This window comes from Sphingomonas sp. LaA6.9, assembly GCF_022601895.1.
Taxonomy (GTDB): Bacteria; Pseudomonadota; Alphaproteobacteria; order Sphingomonadales; family Sphingomonadaceae; genus Sphingobium_A.
Window position 1 is genome coordinate 1 of sequence record NZ_JAKVIO010000066.1, and the last position, 15,615, is coordinate 15,615.

Genomic DNA, 15,615 nt, shown 5'->3' on the forward strand with positions numbered 1-15,615 from the left:
GATCCCGCGCGGATCGACGACATCATCGAGGCGCTCGCTGCCGGCGATCATCATCACTGATCCCGGCATCACTGCTCCCTGAGCGGACCTCCGATCGACCAGACATGCCCGAACGGATCGATGACCTGCCCGTAGCGCTGCCCCCAGAACTGGTTGTCGAGCGGAAAGCGCACCGATGCGCCCGCTTCAAGCGCACGGGACCAGGCGGTGTCGGCGTCGGGAACCTCGAGATGCAGTGTCGCGCCCGCGGGCGGTGGTGAGGGCTCGCCGCCCATCATTTCTGGAAAATCGTCGTTGAGCATCAATGCCCCGCCATTGAGATCCAGATGTGCGTGCATCACGCGCTTGCCGTCGTCCGCCATGTGGCGACCCCGTTCGACCGCGCCAAAAGCGCGCGTGTAAAAGTCGACGGCTTCAGCCGCACGATTGTCACGGATCGTCAGGTGCGGAGTTACCCCCGTCAGCGGGGTCCAGTCTTCGGCCATGGCTCTTTCCTTGGCGAGATGGCGACTTATAGCCCGTCAGAAGATGCCGAGGAATTTCTTCTCCTGTTTCTGCTCGGTCTTTTTCGACAGTTTGCCGCTTTCCTTCTTGCTCGTCGTACCGCGGCCGACATCGTCGCGCGCCTGACCGCCGCGCGTCCGCTGGGCTGTGGCGTGAGCACCCGCGAGCACGGGTCCGCAATCTGCCGCCTTGGCGTCACCCACGTCGACAAAAGCTATGACTGCCGCGAGCGGGCTGACAAGCGCCCCAAGGCCCAGACCCGCGCCCGCGCGCCCGACCAGTTCGGGAGTGATCACGTCGAGCTTCGGCCGGGCGAAATAGCCGCCGACGCCCACGGGCGACTGGCCTGAGAACAGGCTGAATTTCTTGCCATCGGCGCGCACCGCGAGATCGAGCGTCTCATTCTTGAAACTGAAGCCGCCGCGACCGACGATGACGTTCTTGCGCGTATCGATCAGGATCGGATCGGCGGCCGCGACGCCATCGCGCACGGTGAAGCCGATCAGGCCGCAATTGATCTGGACGGGTTCCTTCAGCTTCTTTTCGAACATCTTGGTGACGAAGGTGCCGATATCGAGTTCGGAAAGCTGGACATTGCGGGTCCACATCGAGCCGCGAGGCATGATGATCGCGACGCGTCCGTCCGAGGATGCGAGCGACTTGTGGATCGTATCGCCCTCGCCCGTCATCGCCACGCGCGCCTTGAGCATGCCCGTCGTTCCCGACTGTTCTACCCCGAAGCGTGAGAGGAGCTGCCCCATGGGGGTCGGCGCGAGGCGGATGTCATAGCGTGTGCGCACGGGCGCGCCCCGGGCGTTGATCGCGATATCCGAATCGAGGTGGCCGCCCGCCACGTCGAAGCTGAAGGGCGAAAGCGTGAGCAGGCTGCGATCGAGGTCGAGCTTCAGCGCAATGTTGGAAACAGGAAAGCTCTCCGCGCGAACATCGCGCACACTCCATTTGACGTCAGCGTCGAAGCGGCTGATCGCATCGATGCGGAGCGGCGCATCGGGCAACACGCGCGGCCGCCCAGCTACCGCGTTCACCGCGCCCGCGTTGCCTCGCGCCTCGAGCCGATCGGGGTCGTAACCGATAAAGGGACCGGCATCGACGATGTCGAGTACACGCGTCTGGAGATCGGCGTCGATCTTGAGCCGCCTATCAGGGCGCGAGATCGTCATCAGTCCCGCAATGTCGCTCTCGCCGAACACGCCTTTCAGGCGCGTGAAGCGCCAGGAGTCGTCCTGTTTGGTAAGATTGGAGGTGATGCGATAGGTGCGCGTGTCGGGCACCGCGACGCCGAGGAAATCGAAAAGCAGGCTGATATTGGGACCGCGCACACCCATCTTCAGATCTGCGCCGTCGATCTCGGTCGCGCCGGGCAAAGTCCCCAAGATGGTCATGGCGGTGAGCCCCGATCGGGCCGCGAGCCGTAACTGGTTGCGGCCCCCCGCGACCGTCTCGTTGGGCGACATCAGGCTGCCCGAAAGCGTGAAGGGCCGATTACGCATCGAGCCGCCACCAGAGAAACGGATATCGTTCTGAAAGCGCGTATCGGCCGCGCGTACCGTCTCGATTCTGATATCGGCGCTGAACTGCATCGGCGGGTCGCGATAATGGATCTCGGTACCGCGCACGACCGCCTGACGGATGATCGGGATATCGAGCGACTCCGGCGGCTTGTCGGGATCGCCGAAGGTCCAGCTGTTGCGCTTGCCCGCCTTGTCCCATTCGAGGCTGACGTCACCCGCCACCAGCGCGAGCCAGTTGATCCGGTCCTTGCCGAACAGCAGCGTCCAGGTGGCGATGTTGGTGTCGATCACGCGCGATTCGAAGAAGTTGCGGCTGCTCGCCCATTCCGGGTTGGATATGGTCAGCCCTTCGGCATAGAACTTCACGTTGAAGGGATTGAAATAGAGCTGGAAATCGCCCGCGACATCGACCTTGCGTTCAATCTGCGCGCCGACGATCCGTTCGAACGGACCTTTCAGGAAGCGGCCCTTGGTAATGTAAAGGACCAGCCAGGCGAGGATGATTGCCGCGATGATGCTCCCGATCGTGTAGAGAACGACCCGCACCGGACTTACGCGGCGCCGGGGAATCGGGAGCGCCTCCGTCGGTGGGAACCGTTCATGGCTCAGATCGGCGGGCATGAAACGCAAACCCTTGGGTGAAGCGGCTTGTTCCGATTCTGCGCCCAGCGGTTGCATTGGTGCGGCTTGTCGGGTAAAGGCCCCGCTTTCCGCGATTCATCCCGAGTATCCGGGGGGACTGCCCGGCCGTAAGGCATGCCGAGGCCGTCCGCGATCGTCGCGTAACAAGGAGACGAAAATGCCCAAACTGAAGACCAAGAGCGGGGTCAAGAAGCGTTTCAAGATCACCGCCACTGGCAAGGTGAAGCACGGCGTTGCCGGCAAGCGTCACCGGCTTTCGAGCCATAATGCCAAGTATATCCGCCAGAACCGCGGTACCGAGGTGCTTTCGGACTCCGATTGGGGTCACGTGAAGCTCTGGGCACCCTACGGCCTGCGTTAAGGAGTACTGACAGATGGCACGCGTCAAACGTGGTACGACCACGAAAGCCAAGCATAAGAGGATTCTGGATCAGGCGAAGGGCTTTTACGGCCGTCGCAAGAACACGATCCGCATTGCGCGTCAGGCGGTCGAAAAGGCCGGCCAGTACGCCTATCGCGACCGCAAGGTTAAGAAGCGGACCTTCCGTGGTCTGTGGATCCAGCGCATCAACGCGGGCGTCCGCGCTGAAGGCCTGACCTATTCGCAGTTCATGCACGGGCTCAAGCTCGCGGGCATCGAACTCGACCGCAAGGTCCTCGCCGACATCGCGATGCACGAGGGTGAAGCGTTTAGCGCCATCGTCGCTCAGGCGAAGGCGGCTCTGCCCCAGGCCGCCTGAAACGGCCTGTAGCGAAAGCGACACAGGGGCGCGGGTGGCACAAGCCATCCGCGCCCTTTGCTTTTGGGGCGCTTCTTTCTATTGCCCCACCGACATTCTCGAAGCGGACATCCATGACTGACCTGACCACACTCGAAGCCGAGCTGATGACGGCGATCGCGGCGGCCGATACGGCGCAAGCGATCGAGGACGTGCGCGTGAAGGCGCTGGGCAAGCAGGGCGCCATCACCACGCTGCTCAAGTCGCTGGGCGGCATGAGCCCCGAGGAGCGCCAAAGCGAAGGGCCGAAGATCCATGCGCTGCGCGAGGGCGTGACGGGCGCCATCACCGAGCGCAAGACGGGGCTGGAGCGCGCGGCGCTCGACGCGAAGCTCGCGGCCGAGACGCTCGACATGACGCTGCCCGCGCCCGCCTTCCCGCAGGGCAGCGTGCATCCGGTCAGCCAGGTGATGGACGAACTGGCCGAGATCTTCGCCGATATGGGCTTTTCGGTCGCGACGGGCCCCGAAATCGAGGACGACTGGCACAATTTCACCGCGCTCAACATTCCGGAAACACATCCGGCGCGCGCGATGCACGACACCTTCTACTTCCCCGACAAGCGCGACGGGAAGGACATGCTGCTGCGCACGCACACCTCGCCCGTGCAGATCCGCACCATGACGTCGGAGAAGCCCCCGATCCGCATCATCGCGCCGGGCCGCGTCTATCGTTCGGATTCGGATGCGACGCACACGCCGATGTTCCACCAGATCGAAGGCCTGGTGATCGACAAGGGCATCCATCTCGGCCACCTCAAATGGACGCTCGAAACCTTCCTCAAGGCATTCTTCGAGCGCGACGACATCGTGCTTCGCCTGCGCCCCAGCTATTTCCCCTTCACCGAGCCCTCGGTCGAGGTCGATGTCGGCTATTCGATCGAAAAGGGCCGCCGCGTGATCGGCGGATCGGAAGGCTGGATGGAGGTGCTGGGCTCGGGCATGGTCCACCGCCGCGTGATCGAGGCGTGCGGGCTCGATCCCGACGAGTGGCAGGGCTTCGCCTTCGGCACCGGCGTAGACCGGCTGGCCATGCTCAAATATGGCATGGACGACCTGCGCGCCTTCTTCGACGGCGATCTGCGCTGGCTTCGCCATTATGGATTCTCGGCACTCGACGTGCCCACGCTTTCGGGAGGAGTGGGCGCATGAAGTTCACACTGTCTTGGCTGAAGGAGCACCTCGAGAGCGAGGCGACGCTCGATCAGGTGCTCGATACGCTCAACGCCATCGGCCTCGAGGTCGAGGGCGTCGAGAACGCCGCCGAGAAGCTTGCGCCCTTCACCATCGCAAAGGTACTGACCGCCGAGCGTCACCCGCAGGCCGACAAGCTGCAGGTGCTTCAGGTCGATGCGGGCAAGGGCCCGCTGCAGGTGGTCTGCGGCGCGCCCAATGCGCGCGCCGGCCTCGTCGGCGTGTTCGGATCGCCGGGGGCTTATGTCCCTGGTCTCGACGTCACGCTGAAGGTGGCGGCGATCCGTGGGGTCGAATCGAACGGCATGATGTGCTCGTTCCGCGAACTCGAGCTGGGCGAGGATCATGACGGCATCATCGAGCTGCCCGAAGATGCGCCCGTGGGCACCAACTATGCCGCGTGGGCGGGTCTCGACGATCCAGTGATCGACGTTTCGATCACCCCCAACAGGCAGGATTGCATGGGCGTGCGCGGCATTGCGCGCGATCTGGCCGCCGCGGGACTCGGCACGCTCAGGCCGCTCGCCGAAGTCTATCGCATGGCATCACTGGAGCCGGTGGCGGGAAGCGATCCCGCGCCCGCGGTTGCCACACTCGATCCCGAAGGCTGCCCGGCCTTCTTCGCGCAGGCCGTTTCTGGCGTCACCAATGGTGCGTCCCCCGCATGGATGAGCGACAAGCTCAAGGCAATCGGCCAGAAGCCCATTTCCATGCTGGTCGACATCACCAATTTCGTATCGGTGGACCTCGGACGACCGCTCCACGTCTACGACCGTGCTACGCTCTCGGGGCCGCTCGTCGCGCGCCGCGCGAAGGACGGCGAGCAGGTTCTGGCGCTGAACGGCAAGACCTACACGCTCGACGCCAGCATGACCGTGATCGCCGACGACACGGCGGTACACGACATCGGCGGCATCATGGGCGGCGAGCATTCGGGCGTGGCCGAAACCACCACCGATGTACTCATTGAATGCGCCTATTTCGATCCCGCGCATATCGCGCGCACCGGACAGAAGCTCGGTCTCACCAGCGACGCGCGCCAGCGCTTCGAGCGGGGTGTCGACCCGGCCTTTCTCGACGACGGCCTCGCGATCGCGACACAGCTCGTGCTCGACCATTGCGGCGGCACGCCGAGCGCGATCACCCGTGCGGGAACGCCGCCGGTCGACATGGCGACCCACAGCTATGATCCGGCGATGACCGAAACGCTCGCGGGTGTTGCGGTCGATGCCGACCGACAGAAGACGATCCTCGAGAGTCTGGGTTTTGCGATTGCGGGCAGCAACGAATGGCAGGTGACCCCGCCTACGTGGCGGCGCGACGTCATCGGCAGCGCCGATCTGGTCGAGGAAGTCGTCCGCATCGTCGGGCTCGACCACGTCCCTTCGACCCCGCTGCCGCGTGCGCCCGGCGTCGCCAAACCCACCGCGACCCCCGAGCAGCTGATGGAGCGCCGCGTGCGTCGCACGGCCGCTGCACGCGGGCTCAACGAGGCGGTGACGTGGAGCTTCCTTTCGGAAAAGGACGCCGCGGCCTTTGGCGGCGGCGACTGGACGCTCGCCAATCCCATTTCTGAGGACATGAAGGTCATGCGGCCTTCGCTGCTTCCCGGGCTGCTCGCCGCCGCGGCGCGCAATCAGGCGCGCGGCGCGGAGTCGATCCGGCTGTTCGAGCTGGGCCGGCGCTATTTTGCGGACGGGGAACGCCTGACGCTGGGCGTGGTGCTCGCGGGCGACAAGGCGCCACGCAGCTGGCAGTCGGGCAAGGCGCAGGGCTTCGACGCGTTCGACGGCAAGGCCGAAGTGTTGGCGCTGCTCGCCGCTGCGGGCGCCCCTGTCGAGAATCTGCAGGTCTTCGGTGAGGCCGGCGATCATTTCCATCCCGGCCAGTCGGCGACGCTCAGGCTTGGGCCCAAGACCGTGCTCGCCGCCTTTGGCACGCTCCACCCGCTGACCGCCAGGGCCTTCGACCTCGACGGCACCGTGATCGCGGCCGAGCTCTATCTCGACGCGATCCCGGGCAAGCGCGCCGCGGGCCGGATGCGGACCGCTTATGCGCCCCCCGCGCTGCAGGCCGTAACGCGCGATTTCGCCTTCCTCGTCCCCGCCGACACGCCCGCGGACAACCTCGTCCGGACGGTGAAGGGTGCGGACAAGCAGGCGATCGTGACGGCAAGACTGTTTGACGTCTTTGTCGGCCAGGGCGTTGAGGAAGGTCACAAATCGGTCGCGGTGGAAGTGGTTCTGCAACCGCAGGACAAGAGCTTCACCGACGAAGAGCTGACCGCGATCTCGGACAAGGTCGTCAAGGCGGCCGAGAAAATCGGTGCGAGGCTGCGTGGCTGAAAAGGGCGCGGTCTCGATCAGCTCAGGTGACCTGACGGCGCGCATCGCGCCGCTGGGTGCCGAGCTGGTGAGTCTGACCGACGCCGAGGGCCGCGAGCTCATGAGCGATGGCGACCCCGCCTTCTGGACAGGTCGCGCGCCGATCCTGTTCCCGATCGTCGGACGCCTGAACCGCGACGAATACCGGCTCGGCGACAGGAGCTACAGTTTGCCGCAGCATGGCTTTGCGCGCAGAAGCGACTTCACGGTCGTCGCGCAGGATCCCGATGCGGTGCGCTTCCGGCTGGTCGACAGCCCCGAGACGCGCAGCGTCTATCCCTTCGCGTTCGTGCTCGATATGGCCTTCCATCTCGACGGGCCGCGCCTGACAATGATCGCAACGATCGGCAATCCGGGAAGCGCGCCTATGCCCGCGAGCTTCGGCTTCCACCCCGCCTTTGCGTGGCCGCTGCCTTATGGTGGCGCGCGCGAGGATCACCGCATCGTCTTCGAGAAGGACGAGCCCGCGGAGCTGCGCGCGATCGTACCCAGCGGGGTGATCGCCGACACGGCGCGGCCGAGCCCCGTAGAAGACAATGTGCTTGCGCTCGGCGACAATCTCTTCACCAACGACGCGCTGATCTGGGACAAGCTCGAAAGCCGCGCGCTGCGTTATGGCGCGAGCGAAGGGCCGCAGCTCGAGATCGCGTTCCCCGATACCGAATGGCTCGGCATCTGGACCAAACCGGGCACAGGTTTCGTCTGCATCGAGCCCTGGGCAGGGATGGCGGACCCTGAAGGCTTTGACGGCGATTTCAGCGAGAAGCCGGGCGTGTTCATCGTCGCGCCGGGCGAGAGCCGTTCGTTCCGCATGATCGTGACGCTCAAGGAAAACTAACCTCCCCGATAGCCGCTCATCCTGTGCAGGGACCGAGCGGAGCCGAGGGCCGTATCGAAGGATGCACCGGACAGATCCTTCGAGATGCGGCTTCGCCAAGCTCAGCCTCTCCTCAGGATGAGCGGATTAGCTGGAAGCAGAGAAACATGACCACCAACCGACCCGATCGCCGCACCTTCGCGATCATTTCACACCCCGACGCGGGCAAGACCACGCTCACCGAAAAGCTGCTGCTGTTCGGCGGCGCGATCCACCTCGCGGGCGAGGTCAAGGCACGCGGGCAAAACCGCCGCGCGCGTTCGGACTGGATGAAGATCGAGCAGCAGCGTGGGATCTCGGTGACGTCGTCGGTGATGACCTTCGAGCGTGACGGCATCACCTTCAACCTGCTCGACACGCCGGGCCACGAGGATTTTTCCGAGGACACCTATCGCACGCTGACCGCGGTCGACTCCGCGGTGATGGTGATCGACGCCGCCAAGGGCATCGAGCCGCAGACGCGCAAATTGTTCGAGGTCTGCCGTCTGCGTTCGGTGCCGATCATCACCTTTGTCAACAAGGTCGACCGCGAGGGCCGCGAATGCTTCGCGCTGCTCGACGAGATCGCCGACATGCTCGCGCTCGATGTGGCGCCGATGAGCTGGCCGGTCGGCATGGGCGGACAGTTCGAGGGCGTATACGACCTCCACGCCAATGTGCTGCGCCAGCCCACGGGCGACAGCCGCATGTTCGAAGGCAAGATGACGCAGTTCACGGGGCTCGACGATCCGAAGCTCGCCGAGACGGTCTCGACCGAGGGGCTCGCGCGCCTGCAGGAAGAAGCCGAGCTCGCGCTCCACGGCTATGCGCCTTTCGATGTCGAGGCCTATCGGCACGGCGACCTGACCCCGGTGTTCTTCGGATCGGCCTTGAAGGAATTCGGCGTCGCCGAGCTGATCGCGGCGCTGGGCGATCATGCGCCGCCGCCGCGCGCGCAGCCCGCCGAGCCCGCTTCGGTGTCGCCCGACTATGAGAACGTCACGGGCTTCATCTTCAAGGTGCAGGCCAATATGGACCCGCAGCACCGCGACCGCATCGCCTTCATGCGGCTGTGCTCGGGCAAGTTCCGCCGCGGCATGAAGCTGACCCCCACGGGCCACGGCAAGCCTATCGCGGTGCATTCGCCGATCCTGTTCTTCGCGCAGGACCGCGAGCTTGCCGAGGAAGCCTGGCCGGGCGACATCATCGGTATCCCCAACCACGGCACGCTCCGGGTGGGCGACACGCTGACCGAGGGGGAATCGATCCGCTTTACGGGTCTCCCCAATTTCGCGCCCGAAATCCTGCGCCGCGTGGTGCTGGTCGATCCGACCAAGACCAAGCAGTTGAGGAAGGCGCTCGACGACATGGCCGAGGAAGGCGTCACGCAGGTCTTCTACCCCGAGATCGGCAGCAACTGGATCATCGGCGTGGTCGGGCAGCTCCAGCTCGACGTGCTGCTGAGCCGGCTCGATGCCGAGTACAAGGTGGCGGCCAAGCTCGAGCCGAGCCCGTGGGATACCGCGCGCTGGATCTCGGGCGACGAGGCGGCGCTCAAGGCCTTTGCCAATATCAACCAGTCAGCGCTTGCCAAGGATCGCGACGGCAACCTCGTCTTCATGGCGAAGAGCGCGTGGGAAGTCGGCTATGTCCAGGACCGCAATCCCGACATCAAGTTCAGCGCAACGCGCGAGCGCTGAACCCAGATCGCGTTGGCGCTGCAGACAGGCTTCGGTTCAACCCGAAGCGATCGGCGGCTAGTCTACCCAGTCTTGCCTGAGCGGTTTCGAAGCGAGCCACATGAGCAGGGCGGCGAGCAGATAGAAACCGAGCGAAGCCAGCATGGCGTAGCGCAGCGCCTCGTTGCCATAGCTTCTCGTCAACGCGTCGGAGAGCGCGCCGAGGAAGAAGGTGCCGCCGCCGATGCCGATCAGGTTGTTGATGAGCAGGAAGCTTGCCGAAGCGGTCGCGCGCATATGCGCTGGGACGAGATGCTGGACCGCCGAGATCACCGGCCCCAGCCAGATATAGGCAAGCGCCTGCGGCACGAGGAACAGCAGGAAGGCGGCGGTCGCGGTGCCCGAGACAATCCCCGCGGCAAAGAGCGGGACCGCGAGCAGGAAGGCAATTGCGGGCAGGCGCGCATAGGCGGCCTTGTCGCTCTTGCCGAGCCGGTCGCCGAGAAATCCCCCCGCCAGCACGCCGACGACGCCACCCAGCAGCAGGATCGCGCCATAGAATTGCGAGGTCTGGACGAGATCGAGCCCGAAGCTGCGCCGCATCAGCGAAGGCAGCCAGAAGGCGAGGCCATAGCCGAGCATCGAGCTCGACGAGGCGCCGAACGCCAGCAGCCAGAAGCTTTTCTTTGCGGCGAGGATGGAAAAGACGTGACCGACCGGAGTCGTCTCGGACGACTTCCCCGATGCCGGCCGTGCGGGCTCGCGCACCACGAGGCGGAAGATCGGCGCGACCACGATACCCGCAATCCCGACCGCGATGAAGGCGGTGCGCCAGTCGATGCTGGCGGCGATATAGCCGCCAAAGAGAACGCCCGCCGCCGAACCCAGCGGGATCCCGAGCGAATAGATCGAAAGCGCGCGCGCGCGTTCAGCGCTCGGGAAATAGTCGGCGATCACCGCATAGGAGGGTGCGACGCCGCCGGCTTCGCCGACCCCGACACCAAGCCGCGCCAGAAAGAGCTGCCAGAAGCCCGTCGCGATCCCGCACAGGGCGGTGAAGCCGCTCCACACGGCGAGCGAGACGGTGATGACCCAGGTGCGGCTCGTGCGGTCGGCGAGCCAGGCGAGTGGGACCGCGAGCGTCGAATAGAGCAGCGCGAAGGCGATGCCTCCAAGTAGCCCCAGCTGCTTGTCGGACAGCCCGAGGTCGTCCTTGATAGGCCCCGCGAGGATGCCAAGGATCTGGCGGTCGACGAAATTGAAGGTGTAAACAAGGAGCAGCATGCCGAGCACGACCGCGCGGTAGCCGCGGCTGGCGGTGGTCGTACCCGGCATGACCGTCCCTCTGGTCAGAAGCGATATTCGGCGGTGAGCGTCGCGGTGCGCGGCGGCCCGTAATAGCCGATGATCGAGTTGCCGAACAACGCGCCGGGGAAGTTGTAGCCGCCGACGCGGTAGCGCGTGTCGAATAGGTTGCGCAGGTGAACACCGAGCTTGAAGCGCTCGTCGGCCGTCGTCCAGCTCGCCGAGGTGTCGACCAGCGCATAACCGTCCTGGTCGAGGATCGGATTGGGGATCTCGAACATGTTGTAGTCGCTGCGCATCGAGATGGCCGGGGTCAGCTCGACCCGTCCCCCCGCAAAATCGCCCGACCAGGTGGCCGAGAGGCTGGCGTTCCATGTCGGCGTGTTCTGGAACACGCGCTGGTCGGCGACATCGACGGGGGTGGTGCCGCCGCCGATGAAGGTCAGGAACTCCTTGTAGTCGGCATGGGTGTAGCCGAGCGAGGCGTTGACCGAGAAATCGGGCGAGGGAACGAGCCGCGCCTCGAACTCAAGACCGTAGATCTCGGCCTTGCCCGCATTGTCGACAAAGCTGGCGATGCCGCCCGTCACGATGTTGGGCACCTGGATCGTGACCTGCTGGTCCTTATAGTCCGAATAATAGCCCGCCACGTTCAGGAAGAGCGTGCGGTCGAGGAACGCCCCCTTCATGCCGACCTCGAAGGCGTCGACCGTCTCGGGCGCATAGCCATCGACCGTCGTCGGCGTGAAGATCGCGTCGCCGCGCATGTCGAAGCCGCCCGACTTGAAGCCCTTGCCATAGGAGGCATAGAGGTTGAGGTCTTCGATCGGCTCGTAGCTGAGGCTCACCCGCGGCGTGAACTCGTCGAAGCTGCGGCTGTTGGTGTAGTCGGTGCGGACCAACCCGGGGATCGCCGCCGCATTGCCGAATTCCGGGCTGCGGATGCCCGTGAAGTTCTGGCGATATACGGTGCCGGTCTTGTCATCCTTGGTATAGCGTAGGCCCGCCGAAATCTTGAGCTTGTCGGTCAGGTCGAAATTGACGTCGGCAAAGGCGGCATAGCTCTTGGTCTTGACCGAGCCCGAGGTCAGCGTCGTCGTGTTGGCAAGGCCGAGCACGGTGTCGAAGGCGCCGCTGGCGCGCGCGTCGAGATAGTAGAGGCCGAACACGCCCTGGATCCGCTCGCCCTGATAGAGGAGCTGGAGTTCCTGGGTGAACTGACGGTCGTCATAGCGCGCGGGGATATCGAGCACCGGGCCGGGGGTGTTGTCGAAGTCGATCAGCGTTTCGGTATGGCCGTCGCGATAGGCGCTGATCGTCTTGAAGGTCAGCATGTCGTTGATGTCGATCTCGCCGGTCAGCGACACGCCCTGCGTCTCGACCTTGTTGTCGTCGCCGATGCCAGCGCGCGTGTCATAGACGCTTTTGGTCGGCTCGAAAGCGGGAATGCCGCCATTGCCGACGAGGCGCGTGCCGTGGCGCGGGTTGGACTTGTCGACGGTCTTGTCGGCGGCGAGACGGAAGAAGACGCCATCGGACGTATATTCGGCCGAGACGCGACCCGCGATGACGTCCTTGTCATACTGGTCGACACCCGTGGTCAGGTTGCGGCCATAGCCGTCGCGCCAGTAGCGCGCGATCGCGCCGCCGATCGAGAAATTGTCGCTGAGCGGCACCGTCACCTGACCAATGAGGTCGATCTGGTCATAGGAACCATAGGCCGCGCGCACCTCGCCCTCGAACTCGTTGCCGAGGCGTTTGGTCACGTACTTGATCGCGCCGCCGATCGTGTTGCGGCCATAGAGCGTGCCCTGCGGACCACGCAGGATCTCGACGCGCTGGACGTCGAAAATGTCGAGCACTGCGCCCTGCGGACGCGCGACATAGACATCATCGACATAGAGGCCGACGCCGGGCTCGAAGCCCCAGAGCGGATCCTGCTGGCCGACGCCGCGGATGAAGGCGATCAGCGTCGAGTTGGAACCGCGCGCGATCTGGAGCGTGAGGTTGGGGGTCTTGTCCTGCAGCGAGGTGATGTCGATCGCGCCCTGATTCTCGAGCGCGTCGCCCGACAGTGCCGAGACCGAGATGGGCACATCGATCAGGTTTTCTTCGCGACGCCGCGCGGTGACGACGATCTCGCCGCTGTCCGCCTCCTCGGCCGCGACGGGCTCGGCGGGCGCAGCCTCGGCGTCCTGTGCATATGCGGGCATCGCCATCAGCGCGCCGGCGGCAACGCCGAGGCTCAGGATGATGCGCGCGGACAAGGTATTGCAGGACATGATAGCATTCCTCCCCAATAAGACGGGCATCAACCTCTGATGGGTTGTGCCGGTTCGTCCCAAGCGTATAATGAAACCTGAACCGACTTTCAACTTCGGTCGTGCAGGGGAGGAAAAAATGGCGGGCAAGCGTGGCGATGGTGCAACAGCGCCGGCCGACAATCCCACCAGCGAGGCCAAGACGCCGCGCACCGAACGCGGACGCCGCACGCTGCGCGCGATCCTCGATGCGGCTGCCGCCGAGTTCGGCGAAAAGGGATTTCACGAAGGCTCGATCAGCCACATCACGCAGCGCGCGGGCGTGGCGCTGGGCAGTTTCTACACCTATTTCGATTCAAAGGAGGAGGTGTTCCGCGCGCTGGTACGCGACATGTCGGCGCAGGTGCGCGATCATGTCGCGCCGCGTGTCGCAGCCGCCCCCGACGAAATCGCCGCCGAGCGGATCGGGCTTGAGAGCTTTCTCGAATTCGTGCGCGACCACAAGGAGATCTACCGCATCATCGACGAGGCCGAGTTCGTCGACCAGGAAAGCTATCGCGCGCACTATGCCAATTCGGTCGAACGCATCCGCGCGCGGCTCGAGGCGGGCGCGGCGCGCGGCGAGGTGCGCGCCGATGTCGGCGAGATCCACGCCTGGGCGGTGATGGGGATGAACGTGTTTCTCGGGCTGCGCTATGGCGTCTGGGGCAAGGACAAGACCCCCGATGAAGTTGCAAGCGTTGCGAACGAGATGCTCAAAAGAGGGCTGGCACCCGACTGATCAGCGGCTCAGCAGAAACACCGCGTGTTCGGCGCGGAAATTGGCGGCTGCCGCGGTCGTCAGCCGGTCGCCATTGAGGAACCAGCTACCCTCCACGGTGATGCCGCGCTCCTTTACCAGCGCCCGGAAGTCATCGACCGTGACATGGTGGATATTGGGGGTCTCGTACCACGCGACGGGCAGCAGTCGCGTCACCGGCATCCGCCCTCCCCAGAGCAGCGACAGCCTCACGCGCCAGTGCGCGAAATTTGGGAAAGATACGAAGGCATGGCGGCCGATGCGAAGTAGATGCTCGAGCACGCGGTCGGGCCGGTGCGTCGTCTGCAGCGTCTGGCTCAGTATCGCATAGTCGAAGCTGCGATCGGGATAGTCGGCGAGGTCGGTGTCGGCATCGCCCTGGATCACCGAAAGCCCGCGGGCCACCGCCGCCGAGACATTATCGGGATCGATCTCGAGCCCGCGTGCGTCAACGCCCCGATGGTCGCGCAGCTCGGCCATCAGCGCGCCGTCGCCGCAGCCGACGTCGAGCACGCGGCTGCCCGGCGCGACGTTGCGCGCGATGATCGCGAGATCGGGGCGCAGGCCGTTCATGTCGCGCTGCCCGAGTAGACGTCGGGAAAGTGCCGCATCATGAGTTTGGAAGGCTCGGCAACCGCCTCCCACCCCAGCGACGCATAGAGCCCGTGCGCATCGTTCGTCGCGAGCATCCAGCGGCGCAGCCCCTGAAGTTCGGGATGATCGTGGAGATGCGCCACCATGGCGCGCGCAAGGCCGTGCCCCCGGTGCTCCTCGAGCACATAGACATCTGCGAGATACGCAAAGGTCGCGCGATCGGTGACAACGCGCGCAAAGCCCACCTGCGCGCCATCGCGAAAGACGCCAACGCACAGTGAATTGGCGATCGCGCGCGCGACAATGTCCTTCGGCACGCCCGGCGACCAGTAGCTGCGCGCCAGATAGCCATGGATCGCGTCGAGCTGCATCGCCGCATTGTCATCGCAAAGCTCATAGCCCCCGGCCAGTGTCACAGCCCCTCTCCCGCGCGCAGAAATCCGTCGATTATCCGGTTCATTTCAGGCGCTTCCAGCAAGAAGGCGTCATGACCGAACGGGCTCTTCAGCTCCACGAAACTGACCGGCGCCCCCGCGGCATTGAGCGCATGGACGATGCTGCGCGATTCAGCGGTGGGGTAGAGCCAGTCGGTATCGAAGCTCAGCAGGCAGAAGCGCGCGCGCGTCGCCTTGAAGGCGTTGGCGAGCGTCCCGCCATGCTCCTCGGCGAGATCGAAATAGTCCATCGCGCGCGTGATGTAGAGATAGGAGTTGGCGTCGAAGCGATCAGTGAAGCTCAGCCCCTGATGCCTGAGATAGCTTTCGATCTGGAAATCAGCATCGAAGCCGAAGCTCTTGGCGTCACGCGCCTGCAGCCGCCTGCCGAACTTCTCGGTCAGCCCTGCCTCGGACAGATAGGTGATGTGCGCCGCCATGCGCGCCACTGCGAGCCCCGCGGCGGGGGCCTTGCCGCCCGCATAATAATCGCCGCCGCGCCAGTCGGGATCGGCCATGATCGCCTGCCGGCCGACCTCGTGAAACGCGATGTTCTGTGCCGAGTGGCGCGCGGTCGAGGCAATGACCAGCGCCGTGCCCACGCGATCGGGGAAGGTCGCGGGCCAGCTCAGCGCCTGCATCCCGCCCATCGA

General features: G+C 64.9%; 14 protein-coding genes. 7 read left to right on the top strand and 7 right to left on the bottom strand.

Annotation, left to right across the window (positions count from 1 at the left end; all coding sequences use genetic code 11):
• Window positions 1-68: 68 nt before the first annotated feature.
• Together MKI88_RS20330 and MKI88_RS20335 are read right to left on the bottom strand one after the other, a co-directional pair.
• Window positions 69-485 carry a VOC family protein gene (locus MKI88_RS20330; protein ID WP_241633376.1) on the bottom strand — a complete coding sequence of 139 codons (417 nt, stop codon included), beginning with the start codon at window positions 483-485 and terminating at the stop codon, window positions 69-71.
• A 36-nt stretch (window positions 486-521) separates the two neighbouring features.
• A complete protein-coding gene (locus MKI88_RS20335) occupies window positions 522-2,657 on the bottom strand; it encodes an AsmA family protein (RefSeq protein ID WP_241633377.1) in 2,136 nt (711 codons plus the stop codon).
• Window positions 2,658-2,835: 178 nt separating this feature from the next.
• Here MKI88_RS20335 and rpmI point away from each other — a divergent pair, with 178 nt between their 5' ends.
• The 6 genes from rpmI to MKI88_RS20365 all read left to right on the top strand — a co-directional run bounded on the left by rpmI (window position 2,836) and on the right by MKI88_RS20365 (window position 9,590).
• On the top strand, window positions 2,836-3,039 hold the full coding sequence (gene rpmI / locus MKI88_RS20340; protein ID WP_241633378.1) for a 50S ribosomal protein L35: 204 nt from the start codon (window positions 2,836-2,838) through the stop codon (window positions 3,037-3,039).
• 13 nt (window positions 3,040-3,052) lie between these two features.
• Window positions 3,053-3,418 carry a 50S ribosomal protein L20 gene (rplT, locus tag MKI88_RS20345; RefSeq protein ID WP_241633379.1) on the top strand — a complete coding sequence of 122 codons (366 nt, stop codon included), beginning with the start codon at window positions 3,053-3,055 and terminating at the stop codon, window positions 3,416-3,418.
• A 113-nt stretch (window positions 3,419-3,531) separates the two neighbouring features.
• Entirely contained in the window at window positions 3,532-4,608 is a 1,077-nt protein-coding gene (gene pheS, locus MKI88_RS20350; protein ID WP_241633380.1) for a phenylalanine--tRNA ligase subunit alpha, read from the top strand.
• Window positions 4,605-6,995, top strand: a complete 2,391-nt coding sequence (gene pheT / locus MKI88_RS20355; protein WP_241633381.1) for a phenylalanine--tRNA ligase subunit beta — start codon at window positions 4,605-4,607, stop codon at window positions 6,993-6,995. The genes pheS and pheT overlap by 4 nt, the downstream gene beginning before the upstream one ends.
• Window positions 6,988-7,872 (top strand): aldose 1-epimerase family protein, encoded by an 885-nt coding sequence (locus tag MKI88_RS20360; RefSeq protein ID WP_241633382.1) that lies wholly within the window; start codon window positions 6,988-6,990, stop codon window positions 7,870-7,872. The genes pheT and MKI88_RS20360 overlap by 8 nt, the downstream gene beginning before the upstream one ends.
• Before the next feature lie 146 nt (window positions 7,873-8,018).
• Window positions 8,019-9,590: a peptide chain release factor 3 gene (locus MKI88_RS20365; protein ID WP_241633383.1), complete on the top strand. Its 1,572-nt coding sequence runs from the start codon at window positions 8,019-8,021 to the stop codon at window positions 9,588-9,590.
• Window positions 9,591-9,647: 57 nt separating this feature from the next.
• Here MKI88_RS20365 and MKI88_RS20370 read toward each other — a convergent pair whose 3' ends face one another.
• Both MKI88_RS20370 and MKI88_RS20375 read right to left on the bottom strand, forming a co-directional pair.
• Window positions 9,648-10,904 carry an MFS transporter gene (locus MKI88_RS20370; RefSeq protein WP_241633384.1) on the bottom strand — a complete coding sequence of 419 codons (1,257 nt, stop codon included), beginning with the start codon at window positions 10,902-10,904 and terminating at the stop codon, window positions 9,648-9,650.
• A gap of 14 nt (window positions 10,905-10,918) precedes the next feature.
• A complete protein-coding gene (locus MKI88_RS20375; protein ID WP_241633385.1) occupies window positions 10,919-13,156 on the bottom strand; it encodes a TonB-dependent receptor in 2,238 nt (745 codons plus the stop codon).
• 118 nt (window positions 13,157-13,274) lie between these two features.
• On the opposite strand from MKI88_RS20375, the gene MKI88_RS20380 reads away from it, so the two are divergent.
• Window positions 13,275-13,916, top strand: coding sequence for a TetR/AcrR family transcriptional regulator (locus MKI88_RS20380; protein ID WP_241633386.1), 642 nt, complete (start codon window positions 13,275-13,277; stop codon window positions 13,914-13,916).
• Here the strand turns inward: MKI88_RS20380 and metW are convergent, their stop codons facing one another.
• The 3 genes from metW to MKI88_RS20395 form a co-directional block, all read right to left on the bottom strand.
• Window positions 13,917-14,507 carry a methionine biosynthesis protein MetW gene (gene metW, locus MKI88_RS20385; RefSeq protein WP_241633387.1) on the bottom strand — a complete coding sequence of 197 codons (591 nt, stop codon included), beginning with the start codon at window positions 14,505-14,507 and terminating at the stop codon, window positions 13,917-13,919.
• Window positions 14,504-14,944, bottom strand: a complete 441-nt coding sequence (locus MKI88_RS20390; RefSeq protein WP_241633388.1) for a GNAT family N-acetyltransferase — start codon at window positions 14,942-14,944, stop codon at window positions 14,504-14,506. The genes metW and MKI88_RS20390 overlap by 4 nt, the downstream gene beginning before the upstream one ends.
• On the bottom strand, window positions 14,941-15,615 hold a 675-nt coding region (locus MKI88_RS20395), incomplete at its 5' end, for an alpha/beta fold hydrolase (RefSeq protein ID WP_241633389.1). The genes MKI88_RS20395 and MKI88_RS20390, both read right to left, overlap by 4 nt.